Below are 18,433 nucleotides of genomic sequence, written 5' to 3'. Positions count from 1 at the left end.
GTACATGTCAGGCGGCGAATCCGGCCACCCGGAGGGCGTGGACCAGGTCCCAGTGGCGCTCCTCCGACACGCCCCGGGCCGCTTCCAGCAGCAGCGGTACGAGGGTCCCAGGGTCGGGCTCGGCGCTACGGGCGGCCTCCTCCGGGGTGCGGACCCGGACGTAGGCGTCCAGCAGTGCCCGGACCTCGCGCCCCCGCCCCGCACCGGCCAGCCCGAGCACGGCCTGCCCGATCTCGGCGGCGGGCCGCGCCACACCTTGCCGCAGGATCTGCTCCCCGTCCGACGTCCGCCCCGCCGCGGCCAGCGCATCGGCCGCGGCGACCAGCCGGTCGGCGGGCAGCGAGGCCGCCTCCCACAGCAGCGTCGCCCAGTCGGCACCGAACCCGGCCCGCTGCATCTCGGCGGCGAGCAGCGGAAAGTGGTCGGCGGGCCAGTAGGCGGCCTCGACGAGCAGCACATGCGCCTCGCCGCTACGCCCCTCGGCCCGCAGCCGCGCCAGCGTCTCGACCGTCCCGGCGACCTGCCGCCGCGCCTCCGAGCCCACCGGCTCGGCCTGCGGTTCCGGCGCCGGCGCCTTCTGCGCCGCGGCGGCCCCGGCGAACCGGGCCCCGCGCGGCGTACGCCCGGCCGCGGCGGGCGGCTCGGGCAGCACCGGTACGGCGGCGTCCGGAGGTACGACGACGGGGGCGGCCTCTTCCTCGACCATCCCGGCGAACCGCGCACCACCCCAGCGCCGCTTGCGTTGCTTGGGGGCGGGCTGTGCGGGCTGTTCCGGGGCCGGGTCGGGACCCACGGTCCGGCTCCGCTCGTGCCCCGCGTCCTCGGCTTCCTGCGGGGCGGGACCTCCAGCGCCTCGGGCTTCGCCGTGCACCGGATTCACGTGCCGGCCAGGACCCGACGCGTGTCCGGGGCCGGGGGCGAGCAGGCCCTCGGGGTTCCGCGGACCGTACGCGGGGCCCGGGGACTGTGCGGAGCGCTGCTGCGCCATCCGGTGCGCTCCCGCGTGCTGCGGGGCGCCGCGGGAATCGCCGTGCTGCGGGAACACGTCGTCGTGGGCACCGCTGTCGCCGCCGTCGTACGCACCACTGCGCCGCACCCCTGTGGCGTCGCCGTACGCCCCCTGCCCACCGGCCCCCGCGCCATCCCCGTACGTCCCCTGGCCGCCGCCCCGGCGGATCGCCGCCGCCTGTCCGCCGACGGATCTGCGGTCCAACTCGGCGATGCGGGAGCGGAGTTCGGCGCATCGGGCGGTGGCGCGGTCATGGTCGTCGCGGGCCCAGGCGAGGTCGAGGCGGAGGTCATCGGCCTGTTCGCGGGTGGTGGCGGAGGCGAGCAAATGGCCCAGCTCGGCCTGCCGTTCGGCGGCGTAGCGCTGCTCGCGGAGCATCACGTCCAGGCGGTCCCCGAGGGCGTCGCGGGCGCCGGGCCGGGCGTCATGGGCGTTGAGCGCGGCGGCGTGCAGGGTGCGGGCCTGGTCCTTCTCGGGAGCGGCGACATCGGGACCGTAGTCGGCGGCGAGGTCCTGCAGGAGCGCCTCCATCACGTCCCAGGGCGGGATTTCGCGTCCGTCGAGACAGGCCCGCATGCCGTCGGGGTCGCGTTGCCAGAACACCGCGCACCAGCCGGCGCCGTGATCCAGGCGCGCCAGCAGACGGTCCAGGTAGTTCGCGAACTCCCGCATGCGTCCCGGGAGTTGATCCACAGTCATCGCTCAACTCCTGCCAGACCGGAACACTCCGGTCCGTAGGCAACACCAGCCGTGTTACGGGAGCGCTACAGGGAGTTTTCCACGGGTGAGCAGGAGTCTCCCTGTGCAGGAGTGGTGGCGGTGACCGAATCCGATCACCGCCATGCGAACGCGGCTGATCACGCCGCCGCCGCGAGCACGCAGCCCCCCGCCAGCTCATCCATCGACAGACCGAGCGCCCCGGCCAGCGCCGCCACGGTGAAGAAGGCCGGCGTCGGGGCCCGTCCGGTCTCGATCTTGCGCAGCGTCTCGGCGGAGATCCCGGCGCTCGCCGCGACGTCGGCCATGCTGCGTCCGCCGCGCGCCTCACGCAGCAGCCGCCCGAGCCGCTCGCCGCGTTCACGCTCTTGTGGAGTCAGTGGGGTGCGTACCATGCCACCATTCTAATACCGGTATAGTAATTGGCATGGTGGAACTGAAGACGGACACTTCGATCGATGCGATGTACACGGCCGGCCAGGTCGTCGGCCAGGCCCTCACAGCCGTACGAAAAGCCGCTGACGTGGGCGTTTCCCTGCTGGAGCTGGACGAGGTGGCGCGTGAGGTGCTGCGCGGGGCGGGCGCGACATCACCGTTCCTCGGCTATCGCCCCTCCTTCGCCCCCGTCCCCTTCCCCGCCGTCATCTGCACCTCCGTCAACGACGCGATCGTGCACGGCATCCCGACCCGCTACCGGCTGCGCGACGGCGACCTCGTCTCCATCGACTGCGGCGCCGAACTCGACGGCTGGGTCGGCGACTCGGCGATCAGCTTCATCGTCGGCAAGCCACGCCCGGCCGACCTCCGCCTGATCGAGACCGCCGAGCGCGCCCTCGCCGCCGGCATCGAGGCGGCCGTGGTCGGCAACCGCATCGGCGACATCGCCCACGCCATCGGCACCATCTGCCGCGCCGCCGGCTACGGCATCCCCCAGGGCTTCGGCGGCCACGGCATCGGCCGCCGCATGCACGAGGACCCCTCAATCCCGAACGAGGGCCGCCCCGGCCGCGGCCTCCCCCTCCGCCATGGCATGGCCATCGCCATCGAGCCCATGCTCCTGGCCGGCGGCGAGGACGGCTACCACGCAGCAGGCGACGGCTGGACCCTCAAAACAAACGACGGGTCCAGGGCAGCCCACGCGGAACACACGGTGGCGATCACGGAGACGGGCCCCCGCATTCTCACTGAGCGGTAAGAGAGCGCCCCGTAAGGGGCGCGGGGAACTGCGCGACCAGCCACAAACAACCCGCAGCCGCAAGCCAAGATCACTCCCCCGAACCGTAGGCGTCTCACAACATGCCGCCGCCCCACGACCGTGCCAAGGTGTTGTAGAAGCCCGGGTGTAGCGGGGCCCCGCATTGGGCACTCGTCCGCACCGGCACGTAGATCAGCGGAACGGACATGCGATGACCAGCGGCTTCGACTCCGACCCCCTCAGCGAATTCCTCGCCCGCTTCTTCGGCGGCCCCCGCCCCGCCCCCCGTCAGATCGACATCGGCCGCCTGCTCAGTCAACCCGCCCGCGAGCTGGTCCGCGGCGCCGCCCAGTACGCCGCCGAGCACGGCAGCCGCGATCTGGACACCCAGCATCTGCTGCGTGCCGCACTCGCGACCGAGCCCACGCGGAGCCTGCTCGCCAGGGCCGGCGCGGACCCGGACTCCCTCGCCTCGGAGATCGACGAGCGCTCCGGCCCGGTCCAGCACGCGCCGGAGGAGGCCCCGCCGCCCACCGCGCTGTCCCTGACTCCCGCGGTCAAGCGTGCCCTGCTGGACGCGCACGAACTGGCCCGGACGCGCGGCACCGGCTACATCGGCCCGGAGCACGTGCTCAGCGCGCTGGCGGCGAACCCCGACTCGGCCGCCGGGCACATCCTCCACGCGGCCCGCTTCGCCCCCACCGGCCTGCCGCCGGAGACCCCGGACGCCACCCCGCCCCGCGCCGAACAGCCGCGCGCCACCGGGACACCGACCCTGGACAAGTACGGCCGTGATCTCACCGACCTGGCCCGCCAGGGCCGGATCGACCCGGTGATCGGACGGGAAGAGGAGATCGAGCAGACCATCGAGGTCCTCTCCCGGCGCGGCAAGAACAACCCGGTGCTCATCGGTGACGCGGGCGTCGGCAAGACGGCGGTCGTCGAGGGCCTGGCCCAGCGCATCGCCGACGGTGACGTGCCGGACGTACTCAGCGGGCGCCGGGTCGTGGCGCTGGACCTGACGGGCGTGGTCGCGGGCACCCGCTACCGGGGCGACTTCGAGGAGCGGATGCACACCATCGTGGGTGAGATCGGCTCCCACTCCGACCAACTGATCGTCTTCATCGACGAGCTGCACACCGTGGTCGGCGCCGGCGGAGGCGGCGAGGGCGGCGGGTCCATGGACGCGGGCAACATCCTCAAGCCCGCGCTGGCCCGCGGCGAGCTGCACATCGTGGGCGCGACGACGCTGGAGGAGTACCGCAGGATCGAGAAGGACGCGGCGCTCTCCCGCCGCTTCCAGCCGATCCTGGTGCCCGAGCCGACCGCCGCGGACGCGATCGAGATCCTGCGCGGCCTGCGCGACCGCTACGAGGCCCACCACCAGGTCCGCTACGCCGACGAGGCCCTGGTGGCCGCCGTGGAGCTGTCCGACCGCTATCTCACCGACCGACGGCTGCCGGACAAGGCGATCGACCTGATCGACCAGGCGGGCGCGCGGGTGCGGCTGCACGCCCGGACGAAGGGCACGGACGTACGGGCCCTGGAGCGCGAGGTCGAGCAGCTCACCCGGGACAAGGACCAGGCGGTCGCGGACGAGCAGTACGAGACGGCCACGCAGCTGCGCGACCGGATCGGCGAACTGAAGCGGCGGATCACCGACACCGGGGAAGGAAAGGCCGACGAGGGACAGGACCTGGAGGTCACCGCGGAAGCGATCGCCGAGGTGGTGTCCCGGCAGACCGGCATCCCGGTGAGCAGCCTCACCGAGGAGGAGAAGGACCGGCTGCTCGGCCTGGAGGAGCATCTGCACGAGCGGGTCGTCGGCCAGGACGAGGCGGTCCGCGTGGTCTCCGACGCGGTGGTGCGCTCCCGCGCCGGACTCGCCAGCCCGGACCGGCCGATCGGCAGCTTCCTCTTCCTCGGCCCGACCGGCGTCGGCAAGACCGAACTGGCCCGCGCGCTGGCCGAGGCCCTGTTCGCCAGCGAGGAGCGCATGGTCCGCCTCGACATGAGCGAGTACCAGGAACGGCACACCGTCAGCCGCCTGATCGGCGCCCCGCCCGGCTACGTCGGCCACGAGGAGGCCGGCCAGCTCACCGAGGTGGTCCGCCGCCACCCGTACTCCCTCCTCCTCCTCGACGAAGTGGAGAAGGCGCACCCGGACGTCTTCAACATCCTCCTCCAGGTCCTGGACGACGGACGGCTGACCGACGCCCAGGGCCGCACCGTCGACTTCACCAACACGGTCATCGTGATGACCAGCAACCTCGGCTCCGAGGCCATCACCCGACGCGGCGCGGGCATCGGCTTCGGAGCGGGCGGCACCGAGGCCGACGAGGAGGCACGGCGCGAGCAGATCCTGCGTCCGCTGCGCGAGCACTTCCGGCCGGAGTTCCTCAACCGCATCGACGAGATCGTGGTCTTCCGCCAGCTGACAGGCGATCAACTACGCCAGATCACCACCCTGTTGCTGGAGCGCACCCGTCGCCTCCTGCACGCCCAGGGCGTCACGGTCGACTTCACCGACACGGCCGTCGACTGGCTCGCGAAACGCGGCTACCAGCCGGAATACGGCGCAAGGCCACTGCGCCGCACGATCCAGCGGGAGGTCGACAACGAGCTGTCCCGCCTGCTGCTGGACGGCCAGGTCAAGGAGGGCGACCGGGTAAGGGTCGACACGGAGGCCGACCGCTTGAAGTTCAACCCAGAGAACCAATCAGCCGACCACGCCTGAAGCGCCCCGCAAGGGGCGCGGGGAACTGCGCGACCAGCCCCCACGCACCCGCAGACGCCTACGGCGCGGGGTACACCACTTGCGCCGCCCCACCACCCCGCCGCACCTTCTCAGCAGCGGCCAGCCACTTCCCACCCGGCAGCCGCTGCACACCCGTCGCCGCACCAATCTCGGGGTTCAGACGGAAGCCGTGCCCGATCGCCTCCAGTTGTGCCTTCAACGGGCTGTTGAACAGCCCGGGTTCAAGCTCGGTCTGCGCAGCATTCCGCTGGCTCGCCCGCGGCGCCGCAATCGCGTCGACGAGCGGCAACCCCCGGTCCAAGAACCCCGTCAGCGTCTGCAGCACGGTCGTGATGATCGTCGCCCCACCGGGCGAACCGAGCGCGACGACCGGCTTGTTGTACTGGTCCAGCACAATCGTCGGCGAGATGGACGACCGCGGCCGCTTGCCCGGCCCCGGCAGATTCGGGTCGTGGACGGCCGGGTTGGCCGGAGCGAAGGAGAAGTCCGTCAGCTCGTTGTTGAGGATGAACCCGCGTCCGGGCACCGTGATCCCGCTACCGCCGGTCTGCTCGATGGTGAGCGTGTAGGAGACGACGTTCCCCCACTTGTCGGCCACCGTCAGATGCGTGGTGTTCTCGCCCTCGTACGTCGTCTCGGCCGCCGTACCTCCCGCACCGCAGTCCGCAGGATCACGCGGATCGCCGGGCGCGAGCGGGCTGGTGAGCACGGCGTCGTCCTTGATGAGGCACGCCCGCGAGTCGGCGTACCGCTGGGACAGCAGCTCCTTCGTCGGTACGTCCTCGAAGGCCGGGTCGCCGACCCAGCGCCCCCGGTCCGCGAACGCGATCCGGCTCGCCTCGATGTAGCGGTGCAGGTACTGCACCTCGCTCGCCTTCGAAAGGTCGGTCCCCTCAAGGATGTTGAGAGCCTCGCCTACGGTGGTACCGCCGGAGGAGGAGGGCGCCATGGAGTAGACGCCGAGGCCGCGGTACGAGGTCTTGGTCGGCGCCTGGAGCTTGGCGCGGTAGGCCGCCAGATCCTCCGCCGACAGCTCGCCCGGGCGGGCGTTCCAGCCCGAATCCGGGTCGACGGACGGGTTGTTGACGGTGTCGACGATGTCCTCGGCGAGGTCACCGCGGTAGAGGGCCTTGACGCCCTCCCGGCCCAGCTCCTCGTAGGTGCGGGCGAGATCGGGGTTCTTGAACGTGGATCCGACCACGGGGAGTTGGCCGTTCGGCAGGAACAGCTCGGCCGTGTCCGGGAAGTAGCGGAACCGGGTCTCGTTCGACGCGGTCTGCGCGCGGAACGTGTCGTCGACGGTGAAGCCGTCGCGGGCCAGGCGCTCGGCGGGTTCGAGCAGCGTCGCGAGCTTGGTGCTGCCCCACTTGTCCAGTGCCGTCCGCCAAGTGGCCGGCGTGCCCGGAGTGCCGACGGCGAGACCGCTGCTGACGGCGTCGGCGAAGGCGACCGGCTTCCCGTTCTCGACGAAGAGCTGCGAGTCGGCGCTCAGAGGCGCGGTCTCACGGCCGTCGATCGTGTGCACCGTACGGGACTTGGCATCGTAGTAGACGAAGTAGCCGCCTCCGCCGATGCCGGAGGAGTAGGGCTCGGTGACACCGAGCGCGGCGGCCGTGGCCACGGCGGCGTCGACTGCGTTGCCGCCCCCCTTCAGGACCTCGATACCGGCGGCGGAGGCGTCCGCGTCGACGCTGGCGACGGCACCTCCGTAGCCGACGGCGACGGGGACCTTCTCGACGGCCGGACGGGAAGCGGTGGGAGGCGCCGCCGCCCCCACTGACACCAGTGCGGCCGAGACCGCCAGGAACGACAGCTTGCGTGCGACGGAACGACGCATCCGCACCTCCAGTCAGGGACCGTTCGCGCAGCCTAATGGATGGACATGCCCCCGTCAGGAGCACCCGCTACCATGCGCGCCCATGAATGACGACGTACGCAACATCGTCCTCGGCGTGGTGGCCGCAGGCATCAGTGCCGCGCTCGGCTGGCTGGCCCGGACCTATGTGTGGAAGCGCAAACTCCGCCGCAAGCAGGCCTTCTTCGGGCTGCCGGAGAACTCGGAGTCACTGCTCGTCGTCAACCGCGACCCGGCCACCTCCGAACCGGCGGTGCACCGCTTCGACGTGTTCGCCCTGCTGGAGCTGTCCGCGCTGATCAAGGACTGTGGCGCGCACACCCAGGTGATCACGCAGGACGCGGTCCATCAGGGTTTCGGCGAGCGCACGGAGTTCTGTGTGGGCGGCCCGGGGTCGAACCGGCGCATGCTGGCCCATATGTCCGCGATGCTGCCCGGGATACGGATCAACATCGACCCCGAACCCGGCCCGGACCGGGGCGCCTTCCAGATCGGCAGCGAGCGCTACCGTCTGGAGGCGGGCGTCGCCGAGTACGTGCTGCTGGCCCGGCTCACCGCGGGCGACCCGAAGCAGAGCCGTCCGGTCTTCCTCTTCTGCGGCCAGCGTGCCATCACCAACCAGGCCGCGACCCGCTATCTGGCCCGCAACCACGAGCGCCTGGCCCGCAAGCACGGCAGCAACTCCTTCGTCCTGCTGCTGAAGGTCATCAACTCCCAGGCCTACGGACCGGACGTGGTCGAACTCGTCGGCGATGTCACCCGGACCGCGCAGACGCCGCTGCCGGCCCCGGCGGCTCCGCGCAACTCCCACCGCGCCTCCTGAGTCCCACCGGGCACGGCCACGGGCGCTGCGGCAAAGGCGGAACCCGTCCGGCGTGCAGCTGACCTTCTCCTCGCCTCCGCAGTGCGAGCAGTGATCTCCGGCTGCCGCCGGGCGGGCCTGGCTCTGTGACTGCTGCCCCCTACCCCGCTCTCAACTGTGTCGTGGTTGCCGCAAACTATCCAGGATAAGAGGTGCATAAGCACACGACACGCACCTTTCGGGCATTAGCCGTATTTAACGCGGAGGGTCACGCCTCCGCGACCTCCGCGTACAGCTGCGACAGTTCGGGCACTCCGCTGGACGCCCATTCCTGGCCGGAGGCGACGACATCGAACTCGCGCCCCGAGGCGAGCCGGATCACCGGCTGGCCGTTGGGCCAGATCTCCCACGCGGCACCTGGCACGGTGCGCACGATGACGGTGCCCAGATACAGCCCGGCGTCGTTGCCCAGCCAGGGCAGGATCTCCTCGTCGTCCCGCCACCGCGGGACCAGCTGGTCGAGTTCCTCCAACGAGGCGGCGGAGTCGTCCAGTTGGACGCCCTCCTCGGACGCCTGGGAGCGCAGCAGTTCACACTCGGAGAGGAGTTCGGCGATGCCCTCGGCGTCGGGGAACCCGGGCTTCTTGCTCCGGTCGCCCAGAAAAGGGATCTTCATACCTCCCAGCCTGTCATTCGCACCGCCGTGCGCACCACAGGCGCGCGCACCCCGGATCGCAACCGACTTCGCGCCGCCTGGCGCCTGCCTGATTGACGTGTCACGGTCGCCTCCGCAGCTTCACGATGCGTCCTCAGTCTCTTCGCTTCATGTCGTTTTCCTCATGTGGTCCAGGTCAGGCAGTGACCGGGAGGAGCGGCCGTGCGCCGATGGGTCCGGAGTCCCGCGGTCGTCCTCGCGCTGCTCGCCTCGCTGGTCTGGGTCACCTCGGCGGGTGCCGCCCCCACGACCGGCGCCGAGCCGCTGCCGCTCGCGCGTCACTTCGACAACACCGCGGTCAGCGACGACACCCGGCCGGGCGAGGCCGACTTCGACGGCACGGGCGCCTCGATCTCCGCGCAGGACCTCAGGGGCGGCGGGCTGGACATCCGGCCGCATGCTCACCGTGCAGGGCGCCCGGCTGACCTGGCCGCGCGTCGGGGCGGGCGAGCCGGACAACGTACGGGCCGACGGTCAGGCGGTGCGGGTCCGCGGCCATGGCGACGCGCTCGCCTTCCTCGTGGCGGGCACGGACGGTGGCGACGTGAGCGGCACCGGCATGGTGTCGTACCAGGACGGCTCCGTCTCGACGTACCGGCTGACCGCCCCCGACTGGCGCACCGGCCCGCTCGCGACGAAGGCGGTCGCGCTGCCGCACGTGAACACGCCCGGCGGTCAACTCGCCGAGAAGGCACGGCTGTACGTCGTGACGGTCCCGGTCGTGGCGGGACACGAGGTCGCCTCGGTACGGCTGCCCAGCGTGCCCGGGCTGCATGTGTTCGCGCTGTCCGTGCGGGCGGCCACCCGGGGCTGGACCGGCAGTTGGGCGGCTGCGACGTCCGGCTACCCGGCCGTGGGGCCCTGGGCGGACCGGACCCTGCGGCTGGTCGTGCACACCTCGGTGGGCGGACCGCGGGTGCGGCTGCGGTTCGACAACACCTTCGCGGCGGCGCCCGTGCGGATCGGGAGCGCGACGGTGGCGGTCCAGGCGGCGGGCGCCGAGGCGCGGGACGTGCCGGTCCCGCTGGCCTTCCGGGGCGCGGCGGGCGTCGAGATCCCGGCGGGGGCGCAGGCGCTGCGCTTGCCGGAGTCTGTGGACCTGCGGCTGTTGTAGCTGGGTGATTGACCTGCGGGCCGGTGGGCGCTGGTCGCGCAGTTCCCCGCGCCCCTTGCGGGGCGCTGCAGCGCAGGCCGGTTATACGTCGAGGTCCACTACCACCGGTGCGTGGTCCGACGCGCCCTTGCCCTTGCGTTCTTCTCGGTCCACGTAGGAGTCCTTGACCGCCTTGGTGAACGGCTCGTTGCCGTAGACCAGGTCGATGCGCATGCCGCGGTTCTTGGGGAAGCAGAGCTGGCGGTAGTCCCAGTACGTGAACGGGTGGTCGTACTTGAGGGGGCGGGGCACGACGTCCGACAGGCCTGCCTCGCGCAGGGAGGCCAGGGCCGCGCGCTCGGCGGGGGTGATGTGGGTGGAGCCCTCGAAGGCGGCCACGTCGTAGACGTCGTCGTCCGTCGGGGCCACGTTGTAGTCGCCCATCACCGCGAACGGGCGGCTGCCGGACGCGTCGCCCGCGACGGTCGCCTTCAGGGCCTCGAACCACTGGAGCTTGTAGGCGTAGTGAGGGTGATCCACCTCACGGCCGTTCGGCACGTACACCGACCAGACGCGGACCGGGCCGCAGGTCGCGGAGATGGCGCGGGGCTCGACCACGCCGTCGAAGCCGGGGTCGCCGGGCAGGCCCTTGACGACGTCCTCCAGGCCTATGCGGGAGAGCACCGCCACGCCGTTCCACCGGCCGGTCGCGTGGACCGCCGACTCGTAGCCGAGCTCGCGCAGTTGGGCGGACGGGAACTGGTCCTCGGCGACCTTGGCCTCCTGGAGGCAGAGCACGTCGGTGCCGCTGCTCTCCAGCCAGGCCAGGAGCCGCGGCAGGCGGGCGGTGATCGAGTTCACGTTCCAGGTCGCGATGCGCATGTCCCACAACCTACCGGGCGGGTCTGACAACGCGGCCCGGGGTTCTCAGACCTCCGCCGACGCCCCCGGGGTCAGCCGCAGATGCTCCGCGCCGCCGAGAGCGCCGATCTGGTTGTCGTAGATCGGCCGGGCCAGGTCGGTGAGCAGGGCGTCGTGGATGTCGTACGCGCGCTGCGGCTTGACCTCGCGGACATAGTCGATGACCTCGGAGATCTTGCTCCAGGGGGCCATGACCGGGAGCATCAGCGTCTCCACGGCACGGTCGGGGACGGTGAGCGCGTCGCCGGGGTGGAAGACGCGGCCGCCGTCGACGAGGTAGCCGACGTTGGTGATGCGGGGGATGTCCGGGTGGATCACGGCGTGCAGTTCGCCGTGGACCTGGACGTCGAAGCCCGCGGCGGTGAAGGTGTCGCCGTGGCCGACGGTGTGCACGCGGCCGGGGAAGGCGGTCGAGATCTTGTCCGCGACGGACTTGAGGGTCCAGATCTCGGCGGCCGGGTTGGCCTCCATGGCCGACCGCAGCCGCTCCTCGTTGAAGTGGTCGGGGTGCTCGTGTGTGACGAGGATCGCGTCCGCGCCGACCGCGGCGTCCTCCTCGCTGAATCCCCCGGGGTCGAGGACGAGCGTCCGCCCGTCCTTCTCGAGACGGATACAGGCGTGCGACTTCTTCGTGAGCTTCATGGCACCATCCTGCCTCCGGTGAGCGGGCCGAGGGCCGGTCAGCGTGGTGCTTTCGATACCCGGCCGGCGATCACTCCGTGGGAGTGGTCTCCTCGCGGATGACCCCCTGGGCCACCTTGAACGCGCTGTTCGCCGCCGGTACGCCGCAGTAGACGGCCGCCTGCAGCAGCACTTCCTTGATCTCGACGGGGGTGAGGCCGTTGCGCAGGGCGGCCCGGGTGTGGAAGGCGAGTTCGTCCAGATGCCCGCCCGCGACCAGGGCGGTGAGGGTGACACAGCTGCGGGCCCGTCTGTCGAGGCCCGGCCGGTCCCAGATCTCGCCCCACGCATACCGGGTGATGAACTCCTGGAAGTCCCCGGAGAATTCGTCGGCCTGCGCCAGTGCCCGGTCGACATGCGCGTCGCCGAGCACCTCGCGGCGCACCTTGAGCCCGGCCTCGTACGGATCCTGCCGCGCCGTGGGCTGCGGCGGTACGACGGCCGCGGCGATCTCGGCGATGGGCGCGGGCTGCGGCGGTGCGGCCAGGACCGGCTTGACCGGGGCCGCCGGGATGGCGACCTGTCCGGTGGAGGAGTCGTAGGCGGGCTGCCAGGCGGTGGAGAAGTGCCGGACGAGCAGGTCGGTGACGGCCGCGGGCTGTTCGACGGGCACCAGGTGGGAGGCGCCGGGAACCACCGCGAGCCGCGCGTCCGGTATTCCGGCGACCAGGGTGCGGGCCTCGGCGGGGCCGGTGACCTGGTCGTCCGAGCCGACGAGCACGAGGGTGGGGACGCCGACGCGGCCGAGTTCCGGACGGACGTCGAAGGAGGCGAGCGCCTCGCAGGCGGCTATGTAGCAGCCGGGGTCGGTGGTGCGCACCATCTGCACCGCCCACTCGGTGATCGCGGGCTGCGCGGCGGCGAACCCGCCGGTGAACCAGCGGTCCGGGGAGGTACGGGCGATGGGGTCGAGCCCGTTCGTGCGCACGATCACCCCGCGCTGCCGGAACTCGTCGGCCGTGCCGAAGCGGGGCGAGGCGGCGATCAGCGCGAGCGAGGCGAGGCGCTCCGGGTGCCGCAGGGCCAGCTCCACACCGACGGCGCCGCCGAGCGCGCAGCCCGCGTAGCCGAAGCGCTGCACGCCGAGCCCGTCGAGCGTGGCGAGCAGCCGGTCGGCCACCTCGGCGACCGAGCCCGCCGGGTACGCCGGTGCGCCGCCGTGTCCCGGCAGATCGAACCGGAAGACGCGCCACTGCTTCGTCAGCTCGGGGACCTGCCTGTCCCACATGTGCCACGTCGTGCCGAGCGAGGGGCCGAGGATGAGGACCGGGGCGTCTTCCGGGCCGTCGAACCGGTACTGGAGGGCGGGGGTCTTCGTCTCACTCACCGCTCCACGCTAACCGCCGTTTCTGAGCACCGGCCCCCTGGACCCCAAGTCCTCACACCTGGCTCCCGCACATCAGCGGGGAACTCTCACACGACCTTCACCGGATACCCGTCTCAGCAGCTGTGTCGCATCGCGACGTCGCGGCAGTGCGGGGTCCTCACTCTTCCGGCGACGTGCCCAAGCCCGTCAGCGCGCCGACCGGGTCCAGGTCGGGGGTGCCGCGGGGCCACCAGTCGTCGTGGCCGGGTTCCGATTCGTACGGGTACCAGATGCCGTCTCGGCCCAGGCGGAGCTGGACGTGGCCGCGGGGGTGGGTGAGGCGGTTGCGCCAAGGGCGGAAGGCGGGGAGGTCGGCGGCGAGGAGGAGGGGGCGTGCCCGGTCGAAGCGGCCGGCGGGCGGGTCCCAGGGTTCTTCGAGGACGGCGAGGCCCTCGATGCCGCCCTGGCGCCAGGCCGCGACCGCACGCGCCAGCTCGGCAGGGGTGCGGCCGGCGGCGGATGCGAGCGAGGAGTACAGGGCGCGGGTACCGGCGGTGAGTCCGGAACCCGGGCGGGCCGCGGCGAGCCGCACCGCGTCCTGCCACAGCGTCAGTTCGGCGACCGGGTCACGGCCGGTGGCGAGCAGCGTGTGGGCGCGGAGGGCCGCGTCGGTCGCCAACTGGTCCAGCGCGAAGGGGTCCGGGCCGCCCGGCGCGGCCGGGTAGACCGGGGGTTGCCCGGGGTGCGGGGGTGCGGGCGGCTGAGCGGGGAGGGGCGGGAGTGGACGCGGCGCGAGCGCCTCAGTGGCCCGTACCCCCGGGAGCGGCGCCGGTTCCCGCTCCTGTGCGGCGCGGGCGGCGTTGCGACGGGAGAGGGCATCGAGCAGTTCCCGCTCTCCGCGACCGCGCAGCAGAAGCAGGACGAAGGGGTCGGCGTCCAGCAGCCGTGCCGTCTGGTAGCAGAGCGCGGCAGCGTGCTTGCAGGGGTGGCCGCGGTCGGGGCAACTGCACTGCGGGACAAGGTCACCGGGGCCGGGGAGCAACGGCACTCCGCAATCCGCCAGGGACTGCGGCAACTCCCTGTCCAACAGCGCGGCGATATGCCCGGGCCGCTCGGCGGCGGTGTCCAGGAACCGCTCCCAGTCGGCGTCCTCCAACGTGCGCAGGCGCAGCTGTACGCGGTAGGGCCGGGGTCGGCTGCCCTGCACATACGCGAGGACGAGACCGGGCGTGACGGTGATGGCCTGCACATTCCCCTGCTGCGCATATCCACGTCCCCGAGCCAGCCGCTTCGCATCCAGCGCCCCTTCTTCCAGCGCCGCGACCCATGCATTTCCCCACCAGGTCGCCGCGAATCCACCACCGTCCGAGGGGAGCGGCGCGAACGCGGGGAAGGTGCGGCGCAGTTCGGTGAGGGCGGTCCCGGCGCGCAGGGTGCCCGCGCTCGAGTGAGGTCGGGAGCGGGTGGGTACCCGAGTGTCGGGGCGGGCGAGGGCGTTCGGCGAGCCTGGGTGGCGGGCGGACATGGAGGTCTCGCGGGACTCCTCCTCAGGCAGGTCGTCCGCGGCCGGCATCCGGAAGGCGTCGGCGACGAGGTCCGACAGGGCATGAGCTCTGCCCTGGGCGGCGCGGGCGCGCCCGCCACGCGCTTCCGCAGGCGCGGTCCGAGCCCGGGGACTCGGCCTGGGCGCAGGCTCGACTCCCCCGTCCGCACGGTCCGCCCCCTCTTCCCGCCCCTCACCACGAGCGGCACGCAACGCCTGGCGTGCGACATCCGCGGGACGCGCCGCCAGGGCGTCGGCTGAGCCCTCCGGGGCCTTACGGGCGTGCGTCGCCGTCCCGCGGCCCTGTCGCTGCCCGGTCACGGCCCGGTCGCGGGCAACGCCCTCGGACCCCTCGTCGCGAACCCGGCTCCCCTCCTCGGCGGAGATCTCCCCAACGGCCGCACCGGCCGACGCGTCGGCAGTCGAGGCACCGACAGCCTTGTCTGCCGCGGCGGCACGCCTGCCGGTGGCGGCGTCGCGCAGCGCCGCCCGGGCCGCGTCACTCGGCCGGGGTGCTCCTCCTGAGGTGTCCCTGGCAGTCCGCCGTACGTCGTCGCCCGCAGCCGCGTCGTGCCCAGGACGCGCCGCCCAACCCCGAGCCTCTTCGTCCTCAGCTCGCCCCGCCCCACCCGCAGCCTCGTCGTGCCCAGGACGCGCCGCCCAACCCCAAGCCTCTTCGTCCTCAGCTCGCCCCGCCCCACCCGTAGCCTGCTCATCCCCAGGTCGCGCCGCGCCAGTCGCGAGCCGGCCGGTGGTCACCGCCTCCTCGGGAGCCGTTACGTCCTCGCCGTGCTCCGCGTCCGCTCCTCCAGACCGCTGTCCACCGGAAGCAGCCTCAGGACGGCTCACACGCTCCCGGGCCGCCCTGAGGGCTCGGCGTGCCTCGTCGGCGGGGCGGGAGGTCATGGCTCCCTCCGTAGCGAGACGAGGTCGGACAGGTCACGGTCCGTCAGTTCCGTGAGGGCGGACTCGCCGGAGCCGAGGATCGCGTCGGCGAGGGCGCGCTTGGATTCGAGCATCTCGGCGATGCGGTCCTCGACGGTGCCCTCGGTGATGAGGCGGTGGACCTGGACCGGCTGGGTCTGGCCGATGCGATAGGCGCGGTCGGTGGCCTGTTCCTCGACGGCCGGGTTCCACCAGCGGTCGAAGTGGACGACATGGCCCGCGCGGGTGAGGTTCAGACCGGTGCCCGCCGCCTTCAACGACAGCACCAGGACCGGCGTCGCGCCGCTCTGGAAGCGGTCCACCATCCGCTCCCGCTCGGGTACGGGTGTGCCGCCGTGCAGCAGGTCCACGGGGACCGCTCGACCGGCCAGGTGGGAGGTGATCAGGCGGGCCATCCCGACGTACTGCGTGAAGACCAGCGCCGAGCCGTCCTCCGCCAGCAGGGTGTCCAACAGCTCGTCCAGCAGGGCCAGTTTGCCGGAGCGGGCGGCGAGGCCGTCGCCCCGGATCTCCTGCTTGAGGTACAGCGCCGGGTGGTTGCAGATCTGCTTCAGCGAGGTCAGCAGCTTCAGTACCAGGCCGCGGCGGGCGATCCCCTGCGCGGTCTCGATGGCCAGCATCGACTCGCGCACCACCGCCTCGTAGAGCGAGGCCTGTTCCCGGGTGAGCGGAACGGGGTGGTCCGTCTCCGTCTTGGGCGGCAGCTCGGGAACGATGCCGGGGTCGGACTTCTTGCGGCGCAGCAGGAAGGGGCGGACCAGGCGGGCCAGCCGCTCCACCGCCTCCTCGTCCTCGCCGTTCTCCACGGCGCGCGCGTGCCGGGACCGGAAGGACTTCAGCGGGCCGAGCAGTCCCGGTGTCGTCCAGTCCAGCAGCGCCCACAGCTCGGAGAGGTTGTTCTCCACCGGCGTGCCGGTCAGGGCCACCCGCGCCGGTGTCGGGATCGTGCGCAGCGCCTTCGCGGTCGCCGAGTACGGGTTCTTGACGTGCTGGGCCTCGTCCGCGACGACCATGCCCCAAGCCTGCTGGGCCAGTGTCGGCGCCGCCGAGCGCATCGTGCCGTACGTCGTGAGGACGAAACCGCCGTCCAGGTCGTCCAGGGTGCGGTCAGGGCCGTGGAAGCGGCGGACGGGGACGCCGGGCGCGAAACGGGTGATCTCCCGCTGCCAGTTGCCGAGCAGGGAGGCCGGGCAGATCACCAGGGTGGGCTCGCTGCGGGCCCGCTTCAGGTGCAGCGCGATCAGCGTGATCGTCTTGCCGAGGCCCATGTCGTCGGCGAGACAGCCGCCGAGGCCGAGAGAGGTCATGAGGTCGAGCCAGGCCAGGCCCCGGAGTTGGTAGTCCCGCAGCCGGGCGCGCAGCCCCGGCGGCGGCTCGACGGGCCGCACCCCCGCCGTCAGCCGGTCGCGCAGGGCGGCCAGCGCGCCGGTCGGCACCGCGTCCACGGTCTCGCCGTCGACCTCCGCGCTGCCGGTCAGCGCGACGGACAGCGCGTCCACCGGGTCGAGCAGGCCCAGTTCACGCTTGCGGGCCTTGCGGACGAGCGCCGGGTCGACGAGGACCCACTGGTCCCTGAGGCGTACGACGGGTCGGTGCGCCTCGGCGAGCGCGTCCATCTCGGCCTCGGTGAGCGGGTCGCCACCGAGTGCCAACTGCCAGCGGAACTGGAGGAGTTCCTCGCTCTCGAAGAAGCCGGTGCCGTCGGTCGCCGAGCCCGGCGCGGGCCGTACGACCGCTGCCGCGGTGAGGTCCTGCGCCAGGTCCCGCGGCCAGTGCACGGCGACCCCGGCCGCGGCGAGCCGGGTGGCCGCGGCACCGAGCAGCTCACCCAGCTCTCCCTCGGTCAGGGCCAGTACGTCGGGCACGTCCTGTTCGGCGAGCCGGTCCAGCGGCGGCCAGACGCGAGCCGCGCGGCGCACGGCGAGGGCGGCGTCCACGTGCGCGCGTGGACCGAACGCCGCGTCCGCCTCACCCGCCCACAGAGCCGCCGCGTCGACGACGAGCGTGGGGTCGGCGAGACTGTGCACCTGGACGATCGCCGCACCGGTGCTGCGGATCCACTCGCCCCCGTCGAACAGGTCGTACGCCGACAGGTCCAGCCGGAGCGAGATCCGCACGCCCGCGTCCATGCCGGCGGCGACCTCCGCGGCCCAGTCGTGGGCATCCGGCAGATGCTGCGGACGGGAGTCCGCGAAGGGCCTGCCGGAGACGTACGGCGCGGCGGGGGTGCGGGGCAGGGTATCCGCGACCGCGTCGAGGAAGGCGCGCATCAGCGCCTCCGGTTCGGGCAGCCGAAGCGGTCCGGGACCAGGCAGGGGCACGGCATGCCCCTCGGGCGGAAGCGCCGCCGCGACCGCACGCAGGTGCGCGATGTCGTCCGGTTCGAGGGGCCCTGCCCGCCAGGCGTCGTGCCCGGACGGGGTCAGCCCCGGCAGCAGGCGTCCGCGGGCCGCGAGCCGCAGCGCGTGCAGCGCGGCGGCTCCCCAGCAGGCGGTGGCCGGGTGTGCGGCGGGGTCGCGCCGTGCCCGCACCAGCAGCGGCAGTGCCTCGCCGACCGGCAGCGACAGCGCCGGGGCGGGCCTGCGCCGCGCTCCGGTGCCATGACGTCGTACGACTGTCAGCTCCGTACGACCGACGCCGTCGCCGCTCGAGAAGTCGCCGCCCATGTCGCCTTCGGGGTCCCAGAAGGCGATCCGGCCCTCGCGCGGGACGGATGCGGGCAGGAAGACGGCCGCCAGTCGGAGGGGTACGGACTCCCCCGCCCGGTCGGCCACCGCGGTCGCCTCGGTCATACGTCCTGTCACCTCCCGCCCGTGTGTCGGATCAGACGTCTTCGACTCTACGGGCGGGGTCTGACAATCGGCCCCGGCCACCGGCCCGGGCGGGCCCGGAC

12 protein-coding genes and 1 pseudogene are annotated in these 18,433 nt (G+C 72.6%); 4 read left to right on the top strand and 9 right to left on the bottom strand.

Features of this window, described 5'->3' with window-relative positions; translation table 11 throughout:
• Positions 1–7 precede the first annotated feature (7 nt).
• The gene (locus QQY66_RS41080; protein WP_301985492.1) at positions 8–1,708 is read right to left on the bottom strand and encodes a hypothetical protein; all 1,701 of its coding nucleotides are present in this window, start codon (positions 1,706–1,708) and stop codon (positions 8–10) included.
• 158 nt (positions 1,709–1,866) lie between these two features.
• On the bottom strand, positions 1,867–2,121 hold the full coding sequence (locus QQY66_RS41075; protein ID WP_210571873.1) for a helix-turn-helix domain-containing protein: 255 nt from the start codon (positions 2,119–2,121) through the stop codon (positions 1,867–1,869).
• Between the two features lie 32 nt (positions 2,122–2,153).
• Here QQY66_RS41075 and map point away from each other — a divergent pair, with 32 nt between their 5' ends.
• Entirely contained in the window at positions 2,154–2,921 is a 768-nt protein-coding gene (gene map, locus QQY66_RS41070) for a type I methionyl aminopeptidase (RefSeq protein WP_301985491.1), read from the top strand.
• A 211-nt stretch (positions 2,922–3,132) separates the two neighbouring features.
• Positions 3,133–5,658 carry an ATP-dependent Clp protease ATP-binding subunit gene (locus tag QQY66_RS41065; protein ID WP_301985490.1) on the top strand — a complete coding sequence of 842 codons (2,526 nt, stop codon included), beginning with the start codon at positions 3,133–3,135 and terminating at the stop codon, positions 5,656–5,658.
• 58 nt (positions 5,659–5,716) lie between these two features.
• Here the strand turns inward: QQY66_RS41065 and ggt are convergent, their stop codons facing one another.
• A complete protein-coding gene (gene ggt, locus QQY66_RS41060) occupies positions 5,717–7,516 on the bottom strand; it encodes a gamma-glutamyltransferase (protein WP_301985489.1) in 1,800 nt (599 codons plus the stop codon).
• Between the two features lie 82 nt (positions 7,517–7,598).
• Here ggt and QQY66_RS41055 point away from each other — a divergent pair, with 82 nt between their 5' ends.
• Positions 7,599–8,357: a hypothetical protein gene (locus QQY66_RS41055; RefSeq protein ID WP_301985488.1), complete on the top strand. Its 759-nt coding sequence runs from the start codon at positions 7,599–7,601 to the stop codon at positions 8,355–8,357.
• 247 nt (positions 8,358–8,604) lie between these two features.
• On the opposite strand, the gene QQY66_RS41050 is transcribed toward QQY66_RS41055, so the two are convergent.
• Positions 8,605–9,012, bottom strand: a complete 408-nt coding sequence (locus tag QQY66_RS41050) for a DUF6278 family protein (RefSeq protein ID WP_301985486.1) — start codon at positions 9,010–9,012, stop codon at positions 8,605–8,607.
• A 201-nt stretch (positions 9,013–9,213) separates the two neighbouring features.
• On the opposite strand from QQY66_RS41050, the pseudogene QQY66_RS41045 reads away from it, so the two are divergent.
• A pseudogene (locus QQY66_RS41045) lies at positions 9,214–10,126 on the top strand (SGNH/GDSL hydrolase family protein); the annotation flags it as partial.
• Positions 10,127–10,246: 120 nt separating this feature from the next.
• On the opposite strand, the gene QQY66_RS41040 reads toward QQY66_RS41045, so the two are convergent.
• From QQY66_RS41040 to QQY66_RS41020, 5 genes are all read right to left on the bottom strand, one after another.
• Positions 10,247–11,026: an exodeoxyribonuclease III gene (locus tag QQY66_RS41040; protein ID WP_301985485.1), complete on the bottom strand. Its 780-nt coding sequence runs from the start codon at positions 11,024–11,026 to the stop codon at positions 10,247–10,249.
• A 45-nt stretch (positions 11,027–11,071) separates the two neighbouring features.
• The gene (locus tag QQY66_RS41035; RefSeq protein ID WP_301985484.1) at positions 11,072–11,707 is read right to left on the bottom strand and encodes an MBL fold metallo-hydrolase; all 636 of its coding nucleotides are present in this window, start codon (positions 11,705–11,707) and stop codon (positions 11,072–11,074) included.
• 70 nt (positions 11,708–11,777) lie between these two features.
• Positions 11,778–13,073: a 4-carboxymuconolactone decarboxylase gene (gene pcaC, locus QQY66_RS41030; protein WP_301985483.1), complete on the bottom strand. Its 1,296-nt coding sequence runs from the start codon at positions 13,071–13,073 to the stop codon at positions 11,778–11,780.
• A 157-nt stretch (positions 13,074–13,230) separates the two neighbouring features.
• Entirely contained in the window at positions 13,231–15,501 is a 2,271-nt protein-coding gene (locus QQY66_RS41025) for an SWIM zinc finger family protein (RefSeq protein WP_301985481.1), read from the bottom strand.
• Complete coding sequence (locus tag QQY66_RS41020) at positions 15,498–18,332, bottom strand: DEAD/DEAH box helicase (protein ID WP_301985480.1); 2,835 nt, start codon at positions 18,330–18,332, stop codon at positions 15,498–15,500. Before QQY66_RS41020 ends, QQY66_RS41025 begins: the two co-directional genes overlap by 4 nt.
• Positions 18,333–18,433 lie beyond the last annotated feature (101 nt).

Source organism: Streptomyces sp. DG2A-72 (assembly GCF_030499575.1).
Taxonomy (GTDB): domain Bacteria; phylum Actinomycetota; class Actinomycetes; order Streptomycetales; family Streptomycetaceae; genus Streptomyces.
This window is presented reverse-complemented; position numbering and strand designations above follow the sequence as displayed.

Bases quoted from the DNA above. Each gene is read 5' to 3' on its own strand.
- QQY66_RS41080 (WP_301985492.1), bottom strand. From the start codon at position 1,708: ATGACTGTGGATCAACTCCCGGGACGCATGCGGGAGTTCGCGAACTAC.
- QQY66_RS41075 (WP_210571873.1), bottom strand. From the start codon at position 2,121: ATGGTACGCACCCCACTGACTCCACAAGAGCGTGAACGCGGCGAGCGG.
- map (WP_301985491.1), top strand. From the start codon at position 2,154: ATGGTGGAACTGAAGACGGACACTTCGATCGATGCGATGTACACGGCC.
- QQY66_RS41065 (WP_301985490.1), top strand. From the start codon at position 3,133: ATGACCAGCGGCTTCGACTCCGACCCCCTCAGCGAATTCCTCGCCCGC.
- ggt (WP_301985489.1), bottom strand. From the start codon at position 7,516: ATGCGTCGTTCCGTCGCACGCAAGCTGTCGTTCCTGGCGGTCTCGGCC.
- QQY66_RS41055 (WP_301985488.1), top strand. From the start codon at position 7,599: ATGAATGACGACGTACGCAACATCGTCCTCGGCGTGGTGGCCGCAGGC.
- QQY66_RS41050 (WP_301985486.1), bottom strand. From the start codon at position 9,012: ATGAAGATCCCTTTTCTGGGCGACCGGAGCAAGAAGCCCGGGTTCCCC.
- QQY66_RS41040 (WP_301985485.1), bottom strand. From the start codon at position 11,026: ATGCGCATCGCGACCTGGAACGTGAACTCGATCACCGCCCGCCTGCCG.
- QQY66_RS41035 (WP_301985484.1), bottom strand. From the start codon at position 11,707: ATGAAGCTCACGAAGAAGTCGCACGCCTGTATCCGTCTCGAGAAGGAC.
- QQY66_RS41025 (WP_301985481.1), bottom strand. From the start codon at position 15,501: ATGACCTCCCGCCCCGCCGACGAGGCACGCCGAGCCCTCAGGGCGGCC.
- QQY66_RS41020 (WP_301985480.1), bottom strand. From the start codon at position 18,332: ATGACCGAGGCGACCGCGGTGGCCGACCGGGCGGGGGAGTCCGTACCC.